General features: G+C 45.0%; 16 protein-coding genes. 9 read left to right on the forward strand and 7 right to left on the reverse strand.

The features are described 5' to 3' along the window. Nucleotides 1-151: 151 nt before the first annotated feature. From uhpA to manA, 4 genes are all read left to right on the forward strand, one after another. Nucleotides 152-760, forward strand: coding sequence for a transcriptional regulator UhpA (uhpA, locus tag L1D37_RS12775; RefSeq protein WP_176678983.1), 609 nt, complete (start codon nucleotides 152-154; stop codon nucleotides 758-760). After that, entirely contained in the window at nucleotides 760-2,256 is a 1,497-nt protein-coding gene (uhpB, locus tag L1D37_RS12780) for a signal transduction histidine-protein kinase/phosphatase UhpB (RefSeq protein WP_275665509.1), read from the forward strand. The genes uhpA and uhpB overlap by 1 nt, the downstream gene beginning before the upstream one ends. 8 nt (nucleotides 2,257-2,264) lie before the next feature. After that, nucleotides 2,265-3,605 carry an MFS transporter gene (locus tag L1D37_RS12785; RefSeq protein ID WP_239848121.1) on the forward strand — a complete coding sequence of 447 codons (1,341 nt, stop codon included), beginning with the start codon at nucleotides 2,265-2,267 and terminating at the stop codon, nucleotides 3,603-3,605. A gap of 267 nt (nucleotides 3,606-3,872) precedes the next feature. Further along, nucleotides 3,873-5,078: a mannose-6-phosphate isomerase, class I gene (manA, locus tag L1D37_RS12790; RefSeq protein ID WP_239848122.1), complete on the forward strand. Its 1,206-nt coding sequence runs from the start codon at nucleotides 3,873-3,875 to the stop codon at nucleotides 5,076-5,078. On the opposite strand, the gene L1D37_RS12795 is transcribed toward manA, so the two are convergent. From L1D37_RS12795 to L1D37_RS12815, 5 genes are all read right to left on the reverse strand, one after another. Next, nucleotides 5,075-5,551, reverse strand: a complete 477-nt coding sequence (locus tag L1D37_RS12795) for a GNAT family N-acetyltransferase (RefSeq protein WP_239848123.1) — start codon at nucleotides 5,549-5,551, stop codon at nucleotides 5,075-5,077. The genes manA and L1D37_RS12795 overlap by 4 nt on opposite strands. Nucleotides 5,552-5,674: 123 nt before the next feature. Continuing rightward, nucleotides 5,675-5,932 carry a YdcH family protein gene (locus tag L1D37_RS12800; RefSeq protein ID WP_102277184.1) on the reverse strand — a complete coding sequence of 86 codons (258 nt, stop codon included), beginning with the start codon at nucleotides 5,930-5,932 and terminating at the stop codon, nucleotides 5,675-5,677. Between the two features lie 457 nt (nucleotides 5,933-6,389). Next, nucleotides 6,390-7,379, reverse strand: coding sequence for a rhodanese-related sulfurtransferase (locus L1D37_RS12805; protein WP_239848124.1), 990 nt, complete (start codon nucleotides 7,377-7,379; stop codon nucleotides 6,390-6,392). Nucleotides 7,380-7,643: 264 nt separating this feature from the next. After that, nucleotides 7,644-8,558 (reverse strand): GNAT family N-acetyltransferase, encoded by a 915-nt coding sequence (locus L1D37_RS12810; RefSeq protein ID WP_239848125.1) that lies wholly within the window; start codon nucleotides 8,556-8,558, stop codon nucleotides 7,644-7,646. 94 nt (nucleotides 8,559-8,652) lie between these two features. Then, nucleotides 8,653-8,895 (reverse strand): DUF2798 domain-containing protein, encoded by a 243-nt coding sequence (locus L1D37_RS12815; RefSeq protein WP_239848126.1) that lies wholly within the window; start codon nucleotides 8,893-8,895, stop codon nucleotides 8,653-8,655. Between the two features lie 90 nt (nucleotides 8,896-8,985). On the opposite strand from L1D37_RS12815, the gene L1D37_RS12820 reads away from it, so the two are divergent. Continuing rightward, on the forward strand, nucleotides 8,986-9,909 hold the full coding sequence (locus tag L1D37_RS12820; RefSeq protein ID WP_239848127.1) for a LysR family transcriptional regulator: 924 nt from the start codon (nucleotides 8,986-8,988) through the stop codon (nucleotides 9,907-9,909). A gap of 45 nt (nucleotides 9,910-9,954) precedes the next feature. On the opposite strand, the gene L1D37_RS12825 is transcribed toward L1D37_RS12820, so the two are convergent. Then, a complete protein-coding gene (locus tag L1D37_RS12825; protein ID WP_239848128.1) occupies nucleotides 9,955-10,470 on the reverse strand; it encodes a hypothetical protein in 516 nt (171 codons plus the stop codon). Between the two features lie 207 nt (nucleotides 10,471-10,677). Beyond that, on the reverse strand, nucleotides 10,678-11,826 hold the full coding sequence (locus L1D37_RS12830; RefSeq protein ID WP_239848129.1) for a PLP-dependent aminotransferase family protein: 1,149 nt from the start codon (nucleotides 11,824-11,826) through the stop codon (nucleotides 10,678-10,680). A 115-nt stretch (nucleotides 11,827-11,941) separates the two neighbouring features. Here L1D37_RS12830 and L1D37_RS12835 point away from each other — a divergent pair, with 115 nt between their 5' ends. From L1D37_RS12835 to L1D37_RS12850, 4 genes are all read left to right on the forward strand, one after another. Further along, a complete protein-coding gene (locus tag L1D37_RS12835) occupies nucleotides 11,942-12,811 on the forward strand; it encodes a GyrI-like domain-containing protein (protein WP_019820145.1) in 870 nt (289 codons plus the stop codon). A gap of 208 nt (nucleotides 12,812-13,019) precedes the next feature. After that, nucleotides 13,020-14,354: an MATE family efflux transporter gene (locus L1D37_RS12840; RefSeq protein WP_239848130.1), complete on the forward strand. Its 1,335-nt coding sequence runs from the start codon at nucleotides 13,020-13,022 to the stop codon at nucleotides 14,352-14,354. A gap of 213 nt (nucleotides 14,355-14,567) precedes the next feature. Beyond that, nucleotides 14,568-15,326 (forward strand): ATP-binding cassette domain-containing protein, encoded by a 759-nt coding sequence (locus L1D37_RS12845; RefSeq protein WP_239848131.1) that lies wholly within the window; start codon nucleotides 14,568-14,570, stop codon nucleotides 15,324-15,326. Then, nucleotides 15,323-16,174 carry an ABC transporter ATP-binding protein gene (locus L1D37_RS12850; protein WP_239848132.1) on the forward strand — a complete coding sequence of 284 codons (852 nt, stop codon included), beginning with the start codon at nucleotides 15,323-15,325 and terminating at the stop codon, nucleotides 16,172-16,174. Before L1D37_RS12845 ends, L1D37_RS12850 begins: the two co-directional genes overlap by 4 nt. Nucleotides 16,175-16,181 lie beyond the last annotated feature (7 nt).

Consider the following 16,181-nt stretch of genomic DNA (forward strand, 5'->3'; position numbering starts at 1 on the left):
GTAGATAGTCTCACGTGATTTATTGGTTTAAAGCACGTGAGATCATACCAATCGTTAATTCGATTCAGTATCATCTCTATCAATAAACTTAATTCTATATAGCTCCTATTGGGGCTATTTTTCTTTCTTACTCTTAATTTTGGTTACTATCATGATTAATGTTGCGCTTGTTGATGACCACGTTATTGTTCGATCTGGGTTTGCTCAATTACTCAGCCTTGAAGCTGATATTACGGTAGTAGGTGAATTTAACTCTGCGGCAGAAGCTCGTCTCGGATTACCAAGTTGTCATCCTGATGTGGTTATCTTGGATATTTCAATGCAGGGTGAAAGTGGCCTGAGTTTGTTAGAAGAGATACCGTCAGGCATTGCTAGCATCATGTTGAGCGTTCATGATTCTCCTGCGATGGTTGAAAAGTCATTAGAGTTAGGCGCCAAAGGCTACCTCAGCAAACGCTGCAGTCCTGATGAGTTAATCCAAGCCGTACACACGAGTGCGAACGGTGGCTGTTATCTCACACCCGATATTGCTATCAAGCTCGCGACACCAATAAAGAACAAAGCCTCTATAAATCAGCTCACCCGAAGAGAAAGTGAAGTCTGTCAGCTATTAGCAACAGGGCTCGATGTGAAATCTATCGCCGTAGAATTGGGTGTCAGCCATAAAACGGTACATGTGCACCGCGCTAATGCGATGGATAAACTCAATGTTAAAAACAACGTTGAGTTAGCGAAACTGTTCACGCAAGAACAATACTAATGCGTTCCTATCTGGCCACTTCCTTATGTGGCGTCTTCATGGCTGGCTGTGCATGGTTTTGTTTATGGGTTATTGCCTTCTATTTTATTAACGACCCAGAGTTAGCCATTCTGCTTTTCCCATTCTCGTTAAGATTGGGTATGACGCTGCACACTCGCACTCACTATTGGCCTGCCATTTATGTTGCAGAGTGGGGGCTCGCGATCGCCTTGGCTCTATTACTGGATGAACCCCAATGGTTAACCATTTTAATCGCCAGCGGATTAAGCATTCCAGCCACTCTATTTGCCAAACGGTATTATTACGGTGACCAAAACCGTCACCTGTTAGTGATGGCGAGCTTAATTATGGTCACTTCACTGATTAATGTAGCCGTGGTGGGCTCTCATGTCCCAGCCGTTTACATGGTGTGGTTGGTGAGTATCACGGGTGGCTTAATGCTGGTGCCGATGTGTTATCTGGTCTGGAACTATCTATTCCAAAACAAGTGGGCGCCACTGAGCTCTTACTTAATCAACAATGTCGTTGAGTTCAAAATCCGCCACATCGCTTTATACAGCGTCTTGTTGGTCGCCAGTATTTTGATACAAACCAGCTTGCCAGATGAACTAAGGCGCTTCGCCCCGTTCTGTATGGCTATCCCTATTATCTTGCTCGCCGTTCGTTATGGATGGCAAGGCGCCTTGCTCGCTACTCTGCTAAATAGCGTCGCGTTGATTGCAGCCCACAGTGGCACGTCCAAACTCGAAATTACCGACTTACTCTTGTCTCTTTCCGCTCAGACCATCACAGGTATATTGCTTGGTTTAGCGGTTCAAAAACAAAAAGATCTCAACGCGAAATTACGAAGTGAGCTCTCTAGGAATCAAAACCTTTCCCGTCAGTTAGTCACCGCTGAAGAATCGGTTCGTCGTGATATTGCCCGTGAGTTACATGATGAAATTGGCCAGAACATCACGGCAATTCGGACTCAAGCGAGCATTATTAAACGTGTCGATGCGGCTGAAATGAGCGTTCGCTGTGCTGGTACGATTGAATCATTGTCGTTGAATGTTTATGACACCACCAAGCGTTTGCTAACGAAGCTAAGACCAAAAATGTTGGATGACCTTGACCTGAAGGACTCCGTTGAACAGCTCATACGTGAAATGGAGTTCTCGGATCACGGTGTTGATATTCAGTTAAATTGGCAAGGTGACTACTCATGTTTGAGTGACACGCTCAAGGTTACTCTCTTCCGACTGTGCCAAGAGTCTTTAAATAATGCCCACAAATATGCTGAAGCAAGTGAAATTAGGATAGAACTGATTTTAGACGATCAAGCTTATCTTCGAATTACAGACAACGGTGTTGGTTTTACAGCGCAGGATCTTCTCAAAGGAATGGGTGTTCGTGGTATGCAAGAGCGTGTTCAGGCGCTCGGCGGCAAGATGACAATCAACGCTAATGGATCATCTTCGGGTTCCGATATCAGCGTTACATTACCTAAAGTGTGAGAACGAATATGTTTGGATTTCTGCGCTCAACAACGTCAAAAAGTCATACCCTAAGCGATGATGAGGTCAATCAGAGTTATCGTTATTGGCGTCTTCACATCATGATAGGAATGTATGTTGGCTATGCAGGTTTTTACTTCACTCGTAAAACCTTTAATTATGCCGCGCCAGCAATGATCACTGATCTTGGATTGGACAAAGGCGATATCGGCTTGATTGGCACACTCTTCTATCTTTCTTATGGTTTATCGAAATTTATCTCAGGCACGATCTCCGACCGTTCAAATCCTCGTTATTTCATGGGACTTGGCCTAATCGCGACAGGTTTGATCAATATCGCGTTTGGCTTTTCAAGTTCGTTGGCGGCTTTCATCTCACTTTGGGTGCTCAATGCATGGTTCCAAGGTTGGGGATGGCCATCGTGTTCCAAGCTATTGACGACTTGGTATTCCCGCTCTGAAAGAGGTTTTCGCTGGGCTATCTGGAATACAGCACACAACGTTGGTGGTGCACTAATTCCTATTCTTGTAGGCTACCTAACTCTTCAATTCAGTTGGCGAGCAGGGTTTATTTGGCCGGGTGTGATTGGTGTTTTTATTGGTCTTATCGTTTGTTGGCGCTTACGTGACAAGCCCACCACCATGGGACTTCCGACTATAGGGAAGTGGCGTAATGACCATTTAGAGTTGGCGCAAGAGAGCCATGGACAAGGGTTAAGCTATCGAGAAATCCTGAAAACTTACGTATTCAGCAACAAGTACATTTGGTTGCTCGCCTTTAGTTATGTGTTGGTCTACATCGTAAGAACCGCGGTTAATGATTGGGGCAATTTATACTTAACCGAAGAGCACGATTACAGCCTTATAAACGCCAACGCTGCGTTGTCTCTGTTCGAGATTGGCGGTTTCGTTGGTTCACTTGTTGCTGGGTGGGGATCGGATAGGCTATTTGGTGGCAACCGTGGCCCGATGAATATTTTGTTTGCCATCGGCATATTTCTTTCAGTTTCTGCATTGTGGTTGATGCCATTAACCAACTTTGTGTTTCAAGCTGCTGGGTTATTTTGTGTTGGCTTTTTTGTTTTTGGTCCTCAAATGCTTATCGGTATGGCTGCCGCAGAATGTTCGCATAAAGATTCTGCCGGGGCGGCTACAGGTTTTGTCGGCTTATTTGCTTATATGGGCGCGGCACTTTCTGGTTATCCATTAGCGCTCGTTCTAGAAATCTACGGTTGGAGTGGGTTCTTCATTACCATCTCAACCTGTGCTGCCGTTATCGGGCTACTTCTACTGCCTTTCTTACAAGCTCAATCACCTCAGAAAAGTGCAGAAGCTCGCTCTGGTTTGTAAGGGGTTTCTTCGTCAATAAGGTAGCTGTTAATGGTCCTCTGGTTATTGTGCAGCTAACTTATCTTCAGCGTTTTTTATACGTAGTATTCAAATGTGACTCTTTTCACGTTTTATCTCTCTCTCATTTGTTTCTAAGAATTTTTCCTATTGCGTCTAAGACCCCGTCTCATGTGGGTTATAGCCGCTCTCTGTAGTCTTTCTAATTATTCACGTTATTAGAATTAGCTCTCTTGAACTGTCTTCAGAGGGCTCACTACGGAAAAAGCCATGTCACTCAGTCACTTCTCAGAACACTCATTTTTCCCAATGGAAAACACTATCCAAAATTATGCATGGGGAAGTACCTCCTCGATACGTGAACTGTTTGGCTTCAAAAATGAGTCACAACAACCACAAGCGGAAGTTTGGATGGGAGCACATCCCAAAGGCTGCTCAATGGTGAAGCTTGACCAACATTTAGTGCCTCTATCTGAGCTGATTAACAAGAATAAACCGGCCTACCTATCAACTGATATTGCGCAGTCGTTTGGTGAGCTACCGTTCCTATTTAAGATTTTGGCGGCAGAAAAAGCGCTGTCTGTACAAGTTCACCCAAACAAGCGACAAGCTGAGTTAGGTTTTGCGAGAGAAGAGCAAGCGAAGATCCCTCTGACTGCAGGTCACCGTAATTACAAAGATTCTAACCACAAGCCTGAATTGGTTTACGCGATCACTGAATATCAAGCGATGAATGGTTTTCGAGAGTTCGATGAAATATTAGGCCTATTCAGACAATTGAATTCTAGCGAGCTTGCTGATTTGGTTGAAGAGTTTGGCAACCACCTTGATTCTCTAGGTTTAGAGGCGTTTTTCCGTGATCTATTAACGCTGAATGACCAGCGTAAACATCGAGCATTAGAGCAGCTTCTGACTTACGCAGACGCTCACCAAGACCAAGCTGAGTTTGCTTTGGTTACTGAGCTGAGCCATCAGTACCCGAACGATATAGGTCTGTTTTGCGTCCTGCTGCTTAACTTGATCACATTGAAGCCAGGTGAAGCGATGTATTTGAATGCGAACACTCCGCATGCTTACATTAAGGGAACTGGGCTCGAGATTATGGCAAATTCAGACAACGTGTTGCGCGCGGGTTTAACGCCGAAACACATTGATGTTGCTGAGTTGGTAGCTTGCACAGAGTTTACTCCAATTCCGTTTAACCGCTTGTTGTTAGCGCCCTCAAAGCAGGGGCAATGTGATTGCTATGCTATTCCTGTCAGCGATTTTAGTTTCAATATCTTCCATTGCCCACAGCAAGAGGAAGTCATCACAAGCGGTGCTGAAATCTTAATGGCAATAGATGATGATTTAACGCTGATGAGCCAAAATGGTGAGCACTTAACACTCACTAAAGGGCAATCGGTATTTATCCCAGCCTACATTGGTCATTACGAACTGAGTAGTGAAGGGCGAGTTGCTAGAGCTTTTAATTAAGAAAGTGTGTTGTTGTCTAGATAGAGAGCCATACCCAAGAAATCCTTATCACCATCATCAACAACCTGGTAGCCAAGCGCCTGATAGAAGCTGATGGCGCGAGCGTTACTTCTAAAGCTAGAGAGGGTGACTTGATTTCGTTGCTCTCGAAGGGCTTTGTTGTGGATGAGTGACATTGCTTCTTTACCGAGCATCTTGCCTTGGTATTGAGGGTAAATGATCAGAAGGTGTATATGGTATGCATTGTCGTAAGGTTTAAAGCAGACGAGTCCGATTCTTTCCTTTTCGCGATATATCCAATGAAACCAAGAGGGATGATAGTCGTTTAATAGGCGGTTACGTTGAAAGTCATCGTCCCAACCGAAGGCCTTATCAACATGTTCAAAAATACCTTGTTTGACGCAAGCAAACAGTTCTTCAAATTCTGAGTTTGCAACGAGTTGGAATTGTATTTTGTCATCCTTGACTGTCACTCTTTCCACGTCCTTATTCTGAGCTTCGTATAAGTAAACAATACCATAATAGATTGATAGACGGATTAAACGAAAAAGCCACGCGGTGTGCGTGGCTCTAAAAGTCATATTTGTAGAACTCGTTTAAACGAGCTTAAGCGCGTGATGTCGAGTGAGCTGCTTGTGAAGTGAGTCTTTTAGCTCCATGCGTTCTACTTTGAGGTTGTGCATGCTGTCGTCATCGATAGGGCTGCCAGAGATTTCTAGTTGGCGAATGTCGTAGTCGAGTTGATGGTATTTCTGCATGTCTGCTTTGAATTTTTCGTCGTCGTGGTTGAGCTGAACAATGTCTAATTTAAGATCTGGGAAATCTAAGATAAAGGCATGGTTTTCATTGAGCATTGGCACTTCCTCTCTAGTCGAATTTTTAGGGCGTGTTGATCTTTCGAGCTTGTTTTTGCGGCGAATTGCTGGGTATTTCTACAAGGTAGAGGCTTTGATGTGTAGCTAGCCTACATGAGAGGCCGATAACGTAGTAGAAATAACCAGCAAATGCTGCCCGAAGGGTTCGGCTAAAAGCGTTTTACTCTTTGTTGAGGGAGATTTGCTTAGAATGACTAGGCTACTTCTCCCTCGCCTCGATTAAACCGTTTTTATCTCGAACAAAATCTAATCGCGGAAGGTCAACACGCCCTGATAGTATAGAAGCAATTTATCGAAAGAAATGTGGTTCAAAACACAAAGCAGTAAAGCGATCAAAAAAGGGCACAAACTCGAGGAATCGTCTTCGAACTTGCGCCCTTTTTATGTTTATAGCTATAAGTTAACCGTTTATAACCATAGGTCTAAAGCAGAAAGCTTACTTCGCTTTTTTACCAGAACGTTGCTGCTCTTTGTGTGCTAGCTTCTCTTTCTTACGTTGTTCGATAAGGTGAGCAGCTTCGCCACCTACGTGGGTTTCGCCACGAGCATTTGATAGTTGAACTTGCTTCTCACGCTCGCGGAAACGCGCTTTTTGCTCGTCGGTGTGCTTATCAATACACTTAGGGCAGCTTACGCCTTTTTCGAAGTGCTCAGACGCTTTGTCTTCATCAGTGATTGGCAGACGACAAGCGTTACACACATCGTAACCGCTTTTTTCTAGCTGGTGGTTAACCGCAACACGTCCATCAAATACGTAGCAGTCGCCTTCCCACATGCTCTCTTCTTCTGGCACTTCTTCTAAGTACTTAAGAATGCCGCCTTCAAGGTGGTAGACCTCATCAAAGCCTTGCTCTTTCATGTAGGCTGTTGATTTTTCGCAACGAATACCGCCAGTACAGAACATCGCGACTTTTTTGTGTTTCTTAGGGTCGAGGTTTTCTTCTACGTACTGAGGGAATTCACGGAAGGTTTCCGTGTTTGGATTGACGGCATTTTTGAATGTGCCGATATCGACTTCGTAATCGTTACGAGTATCTACCAAGATCACATCTGGATCAGAGATAAGGTCGTTCCATTCGTTTGGCTTAACGTACGTACCGACAACGTGACGAGGGTCGATACCTTCAACGCCCATGGTTACGATCTCTTTCTTAAGCTTAACCTTGGTACGGTTGAATGGTTGTTCTTCGTTGAACGATTCTTTGTAAACGACATCAGCTAAGCGAGAGTCTTGCTTGAACCATTGAAGAAGGGCGTCGATAGATTCGCGCTTACCAGCAACAGTGCCGTTGATGCCTTCACTCGCAAGTAACAAAGTACCGCGGATTTGGTTGGCTTCTAGCAATTCGGTGAGTGGTTGGCGAATTTCTTGGTAATCATCAAGTGCTACGAATTTATACAGAGCACATACAACATATTGAGACATGGTTTTTCCTTTCTGCGAGCTGGAACGTAAATCCAGAGCGGTTGCCTATTCTGATCATAGTTGGGTAATTCAACCTAGCTTGTCATGATGGCTTATTAAAATCCGCCGCAGTATAACCAAGGCGATGTAGGACAAAAACCAACCAAATGTAGGGCTATTTATCACCTCAATAAATAAGGTTTTGATGATTCACCTCACCTGCCACGTGAAGTCCTAGGCAGGTGATTGTTTAATAGCGAGTCACATGCGCAATAAAAGAAGAGACTACAGGTGAGTGGGCAGGGTGAATTCCTGCGCTTTCGTCGCTTCCTCAAGCTGATTTAGGGTTAAACACATAGGTGTGACTGGCATCCCATAGAAATCGAACCTGTCACCAATAACCTCTCCGCCAAGTGCTTTTACGATGTTGACGGTGGTATCGCGTGCTTCAATATGAACTTGGTTAGTATCTTCTAGAGTTTGAACCAGCGAATAACGCGCTAATGCTTTGCCGATACCCAAGCCGCGGAATCGATTGTCGACCGCAAAACGTCCCCAGTGCCATTCGCCTTCTTGCTCCCAAGCGGCGACTGCACCCAATACGTATTCACCTGATCGTGCGAGCCACCACTTTTGATTGATATCGGCAGAAAGAGGAATGAGATCCTCGGGAATACTTTGTTCATCCGCAAAGGTGTCATTAATCAGTGAATCAATTTCTGCGCGATACACAGGTGTGCAAGCTTCGATCTGTATTCTGGCTTTATTGTGAGTGGCGTTTTTACGAAAGGCACTCAGTCGCAACGCTCGCAGCCCATCAATTACATTTTGCGTATCTTCTGGGTTCATTAAGTTGAGCAGTTGAGACAGCTCGTGATTAGCAGAATCATCGGCTTCTTCTAGGCGTTGTAATCCTTCTTGTCTTAGAGAAAACAGCTTTTGGCGCTTATCCGTTGCGCTGGACGAGGTCTCGATATAGAGCTTTTCGACTAGAGAATTAAGCGTTCTGCTTAGCGATGCCTTTTCCACGCTTAGCTGAATGCTGAGCTCAGAAAAGGGAGTTGGTCCGTTCTTGCGCAGGTAAGTTAGAAGGTGAACTTGCGTGAGTGATAAACCTGAATTTAGGCAGTTCTTATCCAATAATCCAAGTTCGCGAACGAGATAACGTAGCTCGCTTCTGATCTGCATAACCGATGACATGTTCTCTCCATAGAAATATACGTTGATAGTATCAACAATAGTCGTAAGGACGGTTCGTTGTCAATAATGTTGATACTATCAACGAAATTTGTAGCTACTTGCTCACTGGTTCTATCAACATCTTAGTCACGAACAGTCGAACCGTTGGGGCAACCACAGCCAATAACAATAATGCGGATGGAAGCATTTGAGCGACAGCGGTTAGCCAAGCATCAAAAAATACGCCGCCTTGCGGGAGGTTTTTAGCAACCATGATGGCAGGCATGCTGAGTAGCATGGTTGGCAGTACCATAGAAACCATTAGTGGGTATTGGAATTTACGTGGAAATTTTTTCATGATGTGCTCCGATTGACTCATTGATGGCACTATTCTAATCTCGGTAGTAACAATCAAAAATAGACAGATTTGAATCTGAATCGTGCATATATGAAAGCTAAAGATATCTCCAATCTATACCTGTTTTGTCAGTCTGTTGAGTGTGGTGGCTTTGCTGCTGCGAGTTTGAAAACTCATGTGTCTGCGCCAACGTTATCAAGAGCTGTGGCTCACCTTGAAGATAAACTCGGTGAAAAACTGGTGCATCGCAATGCTAAGCAGTTCCAGTTGACGACAGCGGGTGATGAGTATTATCAACGCTTTGCTTCGCTTTTTTCTCAGCTTGATCATGAGTGGACTCAGCTATCCAACAGCCAGCCCGTATTAACCGGCGAAATTCGTGTGTCGTGCCCAGAGCCATTTGCCGATTACTTTCTACAGAAGCTCGCGATTGAGTTTATGGAGATACACCCAGAGGTGAATATCTCGATTCATTTCAGTGCTGGCACAGAACGCTTTTTTGATGAGCAGATCGACTTAGCCTTGGTGACCAGTCCTCCGCATGCCACACATCTTATCCAACGCCAGCTGTTTGAATCGCCATTGGTGCTAGCGGCTTCTCCAAGTTATATCGAGAAAAATGGTACGCCAAACAGTGCTGAAGAGCTGATTTCACATCGCTTGTTGTCTGGAAATAACATGCCTTACTGGGATTTGAAGCAGCAAGGTAAAACCATTCGCGTACCTTACCAACCTAAGTATTCGGTCAGCAGTTTAAGGCTCAATATTGAGGCGACCTTGTTGGGGGCTGGGATATGCTTGATGCCGAAATCGTCATTTGAGCGCTTTGCGGCACAAGACAAATTGGTTCAGGTGTTGCCAGACGTAGAATGCCCAACAGGCAAAGCCTTTATGCTGTGGGCAGACAGAAAGCTAATAGCAAGCCGAGTAGTGGCGTTTAGGGATATGATCTTTGAGAGGTTTGAGAATTCTGCTGAGTTTTTGGCTTCGATTAATGAAGATAGAAACGAATAACGCCAGACTAAGCTGGCGTTGAGGTTTGAACTATTTAGATAACGGCTATTTGTTCTTGTGGTACAGATAAGCATTGAGCGAAGCTAAACCAAGGATGAACAACGTCATCACCGGCGGTTTCGATTGCAGTGGTAGCACTTCTGCAGGCACGCTTGGTAAAAGGTGGACGTATACTGCAACCACCATGATAGCCGTAGTCAGCAGTGTTGAAGCGAGCATCGCCTTGTTACGTAATTCGGTGTTCAGCTTGCGTCCGCCAATCATAACCACTAACAACAACACACCTGCCGTCATTTCACCTAACTGACCTGCCCAACGAGAAAGTGCTGGGAAGGGCAGTTCGCTCAGCGCAATCTGCTTTGCAAACATAGTGGTGAACGGGTCAAAGAACTTTACTGTACCTGCCATCAACAGGAATGCGCCCAGCAAGCCAGTCAGAATTTTTTGTGCTTTCAGAGACAGCGCGTCACTTGAGTTATATGAGCGAAATAGGAAAAAGCCGGTGATTAAAAACATCGATCCGATTAACGTAAGCTCAAGAATCAGTTGTTGTGTACTCATAGTCATAACCTTTCAGTGATAAGTGGTGTTGTCGTTTGATGTGCTTATCTTATGCAGGTTCTTAGCATTCAAAAATAGACAATGTTGAACGTGATAGATGCATATTTGAAAGATTGAAAGATTAACCTGTGAAGGCGCCAAACAAAAAGGCCCTGCTGTAAAAATACAGCAGGGCCTTGGTGTTAATCTGTCTTATCTAATCAGCGATTACGCTTGGTTAAGTACTTCCGCTAAGCGTTTCACCGCTTCGGTCAATTCTTCTGGATTAGCGTTAGTGAAGTTTAAGCGCAGTGCAGCTTTTGCTTCATCAGCCTTTGGATAGAATACTGGGCTTGGTACAACCGCCACACCATTAGAAAGTAGAGTTTTCGCTAGTTCAAAGGTGTCGCACTCCGGGATTTCTACCCAAATGAACATCCCGCCATCAACGGATTTTAATACACAGTCTGCAGGCAGCTGTTTCTCTAGTTCTGAGAACAACACTTCATAACGTGATTTGTACAGTGTGCGAATGTTTTCCATATGCAGGTTGAAATCTTCATGCTTTAGAAGACCAACAAGCAGAGCTTGCATAGGTACACTTGAGTGTAAATCCGCGCCTTGCTTCACTTTAATCAGTGGATCAAGGTAGCTGCGTTTACCTGTCACCGCACCAATACGTAAGCCTGGCGATGCAATCTTAGAGAATGAACGAAGAACGATAGAGTTGTCTGGACAGAAAGATGAAACCAACGGCAACTCTGTGCCTGTGAAACGCAGCTCACGGTAAGGTGCATCTTCAATGAATGCCACGCTGTATTTGATACATAGCTCAGCCACTTTTTGACGAGTTTCCGTTGTCCAACAAACGCCCGTTGGGTTGTGGAAATCTGGCACGGCATAGAACATCTTTGGCGATTGCTGCGCAAAACACGTTTCTAGTTCATCAAGGTTCGGGCCAAATTCGGTTTGAGACACAGTCACAATGTTCGCTTGAACCAAACCAAACACTTGCATCGCACCCAAGTAGCTTGGCGCTTCCATTACAACCACATCATTCGGGTCAACATACGCACGAGCAATCAAATCCAAACCTTGCTGTGAGCCAGTACAGATCATCGCTGTATGAGTCTCTGGCAGTTGGTAGCTTTGCGTTAGGTGTTCAAGCAACGGGCCGTAACCCGCAGTCGAGCCGTATTGGAAAACTTCAGGCATGTTCGCTAGGTTTTCTAGCGTTGGTTTCATCAAATCGATAGGGAATGTTTTCTCATCCGGTAAGCCACCGGCCAATGAAATGACATTTGGATCGCTTGCGGCTGCGAGGATCTCTCGAATGTATGAAGATTGAATCTGTTGTAATGACTGTGCGATTTCCATGTGTTGTGTCTCGTCGTTTTTCGTTTTTATTCTATCGCTTGATATTACACGGCAATTGTAAAAATAAGCGTGTCCGTTTATGCTCTTAAACATGTCCATTTATGCTATTTAAACGATGTCGCGTCAACACATATCTCGAATCAATGATGTTCTGTTCCATATTCACCAAGACATTAGCCAGCCTTTGTCGGCAAAAGCGCTTTCTGAGATTGCAGCTTATTCCGAGCAGCACTTTCATCGCACCTTCAAAAGCGTGGTTGGAGAGTCGTTACATCAATACATTCGACGCACCCGAATGGAGTACGCTGCCAATCAATTGATGTTCGATACCACGTCCTCGGTGGTGGAAATCGCCAGTAAGTGTGGATTTAGTTCGGTGTCTTCGTTTAGCCGCGCGTTTAAAGCAACCTTTAACATGTCGCCAGGTGAGTGGCGTAAACACGATTTACAGATCGCCGAAAAGCCCTACTTGAAAGATCCAGAAGTAGCAGCGGGCTATTTGAATGTCGCGCAGCGAGTATTGCCTGAACCTAAGATCATTGAAGTACCTGAGCGCATGGCAGCCTATGTTCGACATACGGGTTATAACCGTTCCATTCGTAATGCGTGGTTGATATTGAAAGCATGGGCGAACTCCGAACAACGCGATTTCTCGAGCCAATTTGGTTTGCACCATTCGAACCCTGCTTGGGTTGAGATGGATCAGTGTCGCTACGTGGCGTGTATCGCGATTAATGAACCGATTAAGTATCGTAGTGTGGTTAATCAGATGGTGATTCCGGGCGGCTTACATGCGGTGTTTAGGCTGAATGGTCGTTATGGAGAACTGCTCCCACAGATCAGCATGGTATTAGAAAAGTGGCTACCTACGTCTGGCTTTAAGCAGCGTTCCACTCCGGCTTATGTGCATTATCATCAGAATCACTTTCTTAACACCGATGAGGTGTTCGAGCTCGATTTCTACCTTCCCGTGAGTTTTTATTAATCGATGGTTGTGCTGTTTTGTTGAACCAGATTTTGATCTTTTGTTGAGACAAATTAGCACGACTAATAGCAGCCAACGATTTTATGCAGGTGGACTAAGATAAAGGTGTTTTGTTGATAATTTACCCCAGTAAATGATGACAACGTACGGATTAAGCGATAGCATCCATTTCTAATTGCAAATAGTTCTTAATATCACTCGTTAGAATATGACCATTACCCACAAAGATTATTTAAAAATCGCTTTCCCTTTCATCATCTCAACGGTGACTCAGCCTCTGCTTGGTGCGGTGGATACCGCCGTGATTGGTCAGCTTGGCATCGCTGAACTGATCGGTGGTGTGGCGATCGGCACCATCATCATGAACACCATGTACTGGTTGTTTGGCTTTTTCCGTGTCAGCACGACAGGGCAAAGTGCGATGGCATTGGGGAAAGGGAATCGCTCTGAGCTAGCGGGCAGCTTGATGCGCCCATTTGTGCTGTCTGGTTTGGTGGGTTTGATCTTTATCTTGATACAACCCCTCATCTGGCAAGGTGCGATGTGGGTGATAGAGCCTGAAGCGAACGTGGCTGAGCAAGCACATATCTACTTCAGTATTTTGATTTATGGCGCGCCTTTTGTACTGCTCAACTACACCATTATCGGTTGGTTGATGGGGCAGGCGAAGGCCAAAGAAGTCCTTTACACACAAGTGTTTGGCAATGTGTTGAACATTGTCTTGGATGCGGTGTTCGTACTCTATTTCGACTTAGGTGTTGCGGGAGTGGCATACGCAAGTTTGATTGCACAAATCACCACCTTTGCGATTGGTATGACGCTGGTTATGAAAACGAGCAACATCTCGGTCTCTGAGTTCCTGCAAGGCTCGAAGATGACCAAGAAAGACCTGTCGACAATCATCTCTTCGAATACTGACTTACTGTTACGTACAATTTGCATCTTGGTGTTCTTCAACATGATGGCGCGTACTGGTTCTAAATTGGGTACCGATGTTCTGGCCGCTAACGCGATTCTGATGCAGGTGACCTTTATCGTCAGTTACATGTTTGATGGTATTGCCAACGCATCGAGTGTATTTGCGGGTAAAGCAGTGGGGCAGAAAAATGCGTCGATGTTGGATCGTGTGTTAAGGCTTAACTTCCAATGGACAGCTGGTTTCATTGCTGCGCTGACGCTTTTAACCTTGATGTTTAAGGACATGATTGTTTTCTTGTTTACCGATATTCCAGCGCTGGTTGCCTTGTATCAAGAGATGGCTCCGTGGTTGATTGTGTTCCCGCTGGTGGCAGGCTTTGGCTTGACGGTTTACGGCATCTTTACCGGAACAGGAACCACACGTCCGGTTCGAGATTCTAGTATTGCTACTTTGTTGGTGTTCTTGGCTGTTCAAGCGTTTGCGGTTGGAGCGTGGGGCAATCATGGTTTGTGGCTAGCGTTTACTCTGTTCTATCTTGGGCGTATCGCATTCCTGTACCCGTTTATCTCTCAGGTTAAACAAAAGTGTTTCCCAGCAGAAGATACCTCAGCGGCGTGTCATTAATTTAGAACGCCCACCGCCATTTCTAAGACTTTACGAAAGCGCTTTACTATTTATGAACAATAAATTTAGTGGGCGCTTTTTTGTTCTTAATGAATTATTCAAAAAGGTTAATTAAACGACAAATAAAATGCGATACGGTTCAATGTTCTCTTTTCATCACTCCAGCTAAATGATAAAGTTGTTATGTTATAACATCTATCTATGAGTATCTGCGTGAACGCCCCACTATTGTCTGTTGACCGACTAACGATCAAAACCTCTTCAAGAACACTTTTCCAAGATATCCACTTCGATGTGTATCGAGGAGAACTGTTGGCGATCATGGGTCCTTCAGGCATTGGTAAGTCGATGCTTTCACGTGCGATCGCGGGCTTTATGCCAGAAACGATTGAGGCTGAAGGTCATATCTCTCTGTCTGGTGAAGCTGTGTGTGGTTTGCCGATGTTGCAACGAACGGCAGCACAAAGGCCAGCGGTTATCTTCCAAGATGCACTTCAAGCGTTAAACCCTCTTGTTTCTATTGAAGGCCAACTCAGTTTGGCATTGACGGGGACTCGCACTAAGCTTAAATCACAAGACAAAACCAAGCTCACTGAACTGTTGGTGCAGTTAGGATTTCCAAATCCAGAAAACATCTTGCCGTTGTATCCGAGCCAAATCTCAGGAGGACAACGTCAACGAGTGTGTATTGCGATTGGCTTGTTGAGTAACGCCGATATCATCATTGCAGATGAACCGACTAGCGCGTTAGATCCGGTGACAGAGCAAGAAATACTTAAGCTGATTCGAGACAATGTAAAGCAACGCCAAATTGGTGGTTTGCTTATTACCCATGACCTGCACAGCGCCTTAGCCTGTGACAAGTTATTGGTGATCGATGATGGCGGTGTGGTGGCTTATGGTGCACCGAAACACGCGCTTGAATCGAGCTCTCACGCATTCTGCTGTTCATTGAGAGACCTAATCGAATGAGCTCGACCTTATCACTAAATTCAGAAGTCTCACCGTCAATGCCTGTGATTGATTCAGAAACACCAACACCGAATGAGATTAAGTTCGAGAATGTCGGGGTTCATTATTACTCAGTGCCAAGTTGGTTGGGTGGTAAGGCGTTTAAAGCGCTACAGAACATCGACTTCAATGTTGAAGAAAAAAGCCTGGCTATTGTTGGGCGTTCTGGTGCCGGTAAATCTACGCTGATTGAACTGCTGTTTGGTTTGAAAGCGCCAACTCTCGGTAGCATCAGCTTGTTTGGTCATTCGCTGCCTATTCGCAATAGCAAAGCGCAAGCAGATGTGTGTCGCTTGATCCAATTGGTGCCACAAGAACCACATACTAGCCTCAACCCTTACTACACCGTTCGACAGATCTTAGCCGAACCGCTAAGCAATCTAGATGTTTCTGGTAATCATGAAAGCATCATTGAAGAGACGTTGTTGGACGTTGGCTTACCTGCCACTTTGCTATCACTGAAACCCAATCAGCTTTCTACAGGCCAAGCTCAACGTGTGGCAATTGCTCGGGCGCTTGTCGTTAGACCCGCAGTATTAGTGGCCGATGAGCCAACCAGTAGCCTAGACCCGGTGAATCGTCAGAGGCTACTCGACTTATTGAATTCATTGAAAAAGAAGCGCGATATGCGCCTTATTTTGGTGACACACGACCTAGGCGCAGCACAAGCGCTTTGCGAAGAAATTCTGGTTCTTGACCATGGCGAGATGGTGGAGCATGGACCGACACCTCAAGTGATGAGTGAACCTGCTCATTCAGCGACTCAGATGCTGATCGAATCTCAGCCTCTTTCGAAATCTACTTGTTAAACAAGAC

It is taken from the genome of Vibrio sp. Isolate33 (assembly GCF_022397895.1).
Classification (GTDB): domain Bacteria; phylum Pseudomonadota; class Gammaproteobacteria; order Enterobacterales; family Vibrionaceae; genus Vibrio; species Vibrio pomeroyi.

What these genes read in the sequence shown, in the direction of transcription:
- uhpA (WP_176678983.1), top strand. Translation starts at nt 152, where the DNA reads ATGATTAATGTTGCGCTTGTTGATGACCACGTTATTGTTCGATCTGGG.
- uhpB (WP_275665509.1), top strand. Translation starts at nt 760, where the DNA reads ATGCGTTCCTATCTGGCCACTTCCTTATGTGGCGTCTTCATGGCTGGC.
- L1D37_RS12785 (WP_239848121.1), top strand. Translation starts at nt 2,265, where the DNA reads ATGTTTGGATTTCTGCGCTCAACAACGTCAAAAAGTCATACCCTAAGC.
- manA (WP_239848122.1), top strand. Translation starts at nt 3,873, where the DNA reads ATGTCACTCAGTCACTTCTCAGAACACTCATTTTTCCCAATGGAAAAC.
- L1D37_RS12800 (WP_102277184.1), bottom strand. Translation starts at nt 5,932, where the DNA reads ATGCTCAATGAAAACCATGCCTTTATCTTAGATTTCCCAGATCTTAAA.
- L1D37_RS12805 (WP_239848124.1), bottom strand. Translation starts at nt 7,379, where the DNA reads ATGTCTCAATATGTTGTATGTGCTCTGTATAAATTCGTAGCACTTGAT.
- L1D37_RS12810 (WP_239848125.1), bottom strand. Translation starts at nt 8,558, where the DNA reads ATGTCATCGGTTATGCAGATCAGAAGCGAGCTACGTTATCTCGTTCGC.
- L1D37_RS12815 (WP_239848126.1), bottom strand. Translation starts at nt 8,895, where the DNA reads ATGAAAAAATTTCCACGTAAATTCCAATACCCACTAATGGTTTCTATG.
- L1D37_RS12820 (WP_239848127.1), top strand. Translation starts at nt 8,986, where the DNA reads ATGAAAGCTAAAGATATCTCCAATCTATACCTGTTTTGTCAGTCTGTT.
- L1D37_RS12825 (WP_239848128.1), bottom strand. Translation starts at nt 10,470, where the DNA reads ATGAGTACACAACAACTGATTCTTGAGCTTACGTTAATCGGATCGATG.
- L1D37_RS12830 (WP_239848129.1), bottom strand. Translation starts at nt 11,826, where the DNA reads ATGGAAATCGCACAGTCATTACAACAGATTCAATCTTCATACATTCGA.
- L1D37_RS12835 (WP_019820145.1), top strand. Translation starts at nt 11,942, where the DNA reads ATGTCGCGTCAACACATATCTCGAATCAATGATGTTCTGTTCCATATT.
- L1D37_RS12840 (WP_239848130.1), top strand. Translation starts at nt 13,020, where the DNA reads ATGACCATTACCCACAAAGATTATTTAAAAATCGCTTTCCCTTTCATC.
- L1D37_RS12850 (WP_239848132.1), top strand. Translation starts at nt 15,323, where the DNA reads ATGAGCTCGACCTTATCACTAAATTCAGAAGTCTCACCGTCAATGCCT.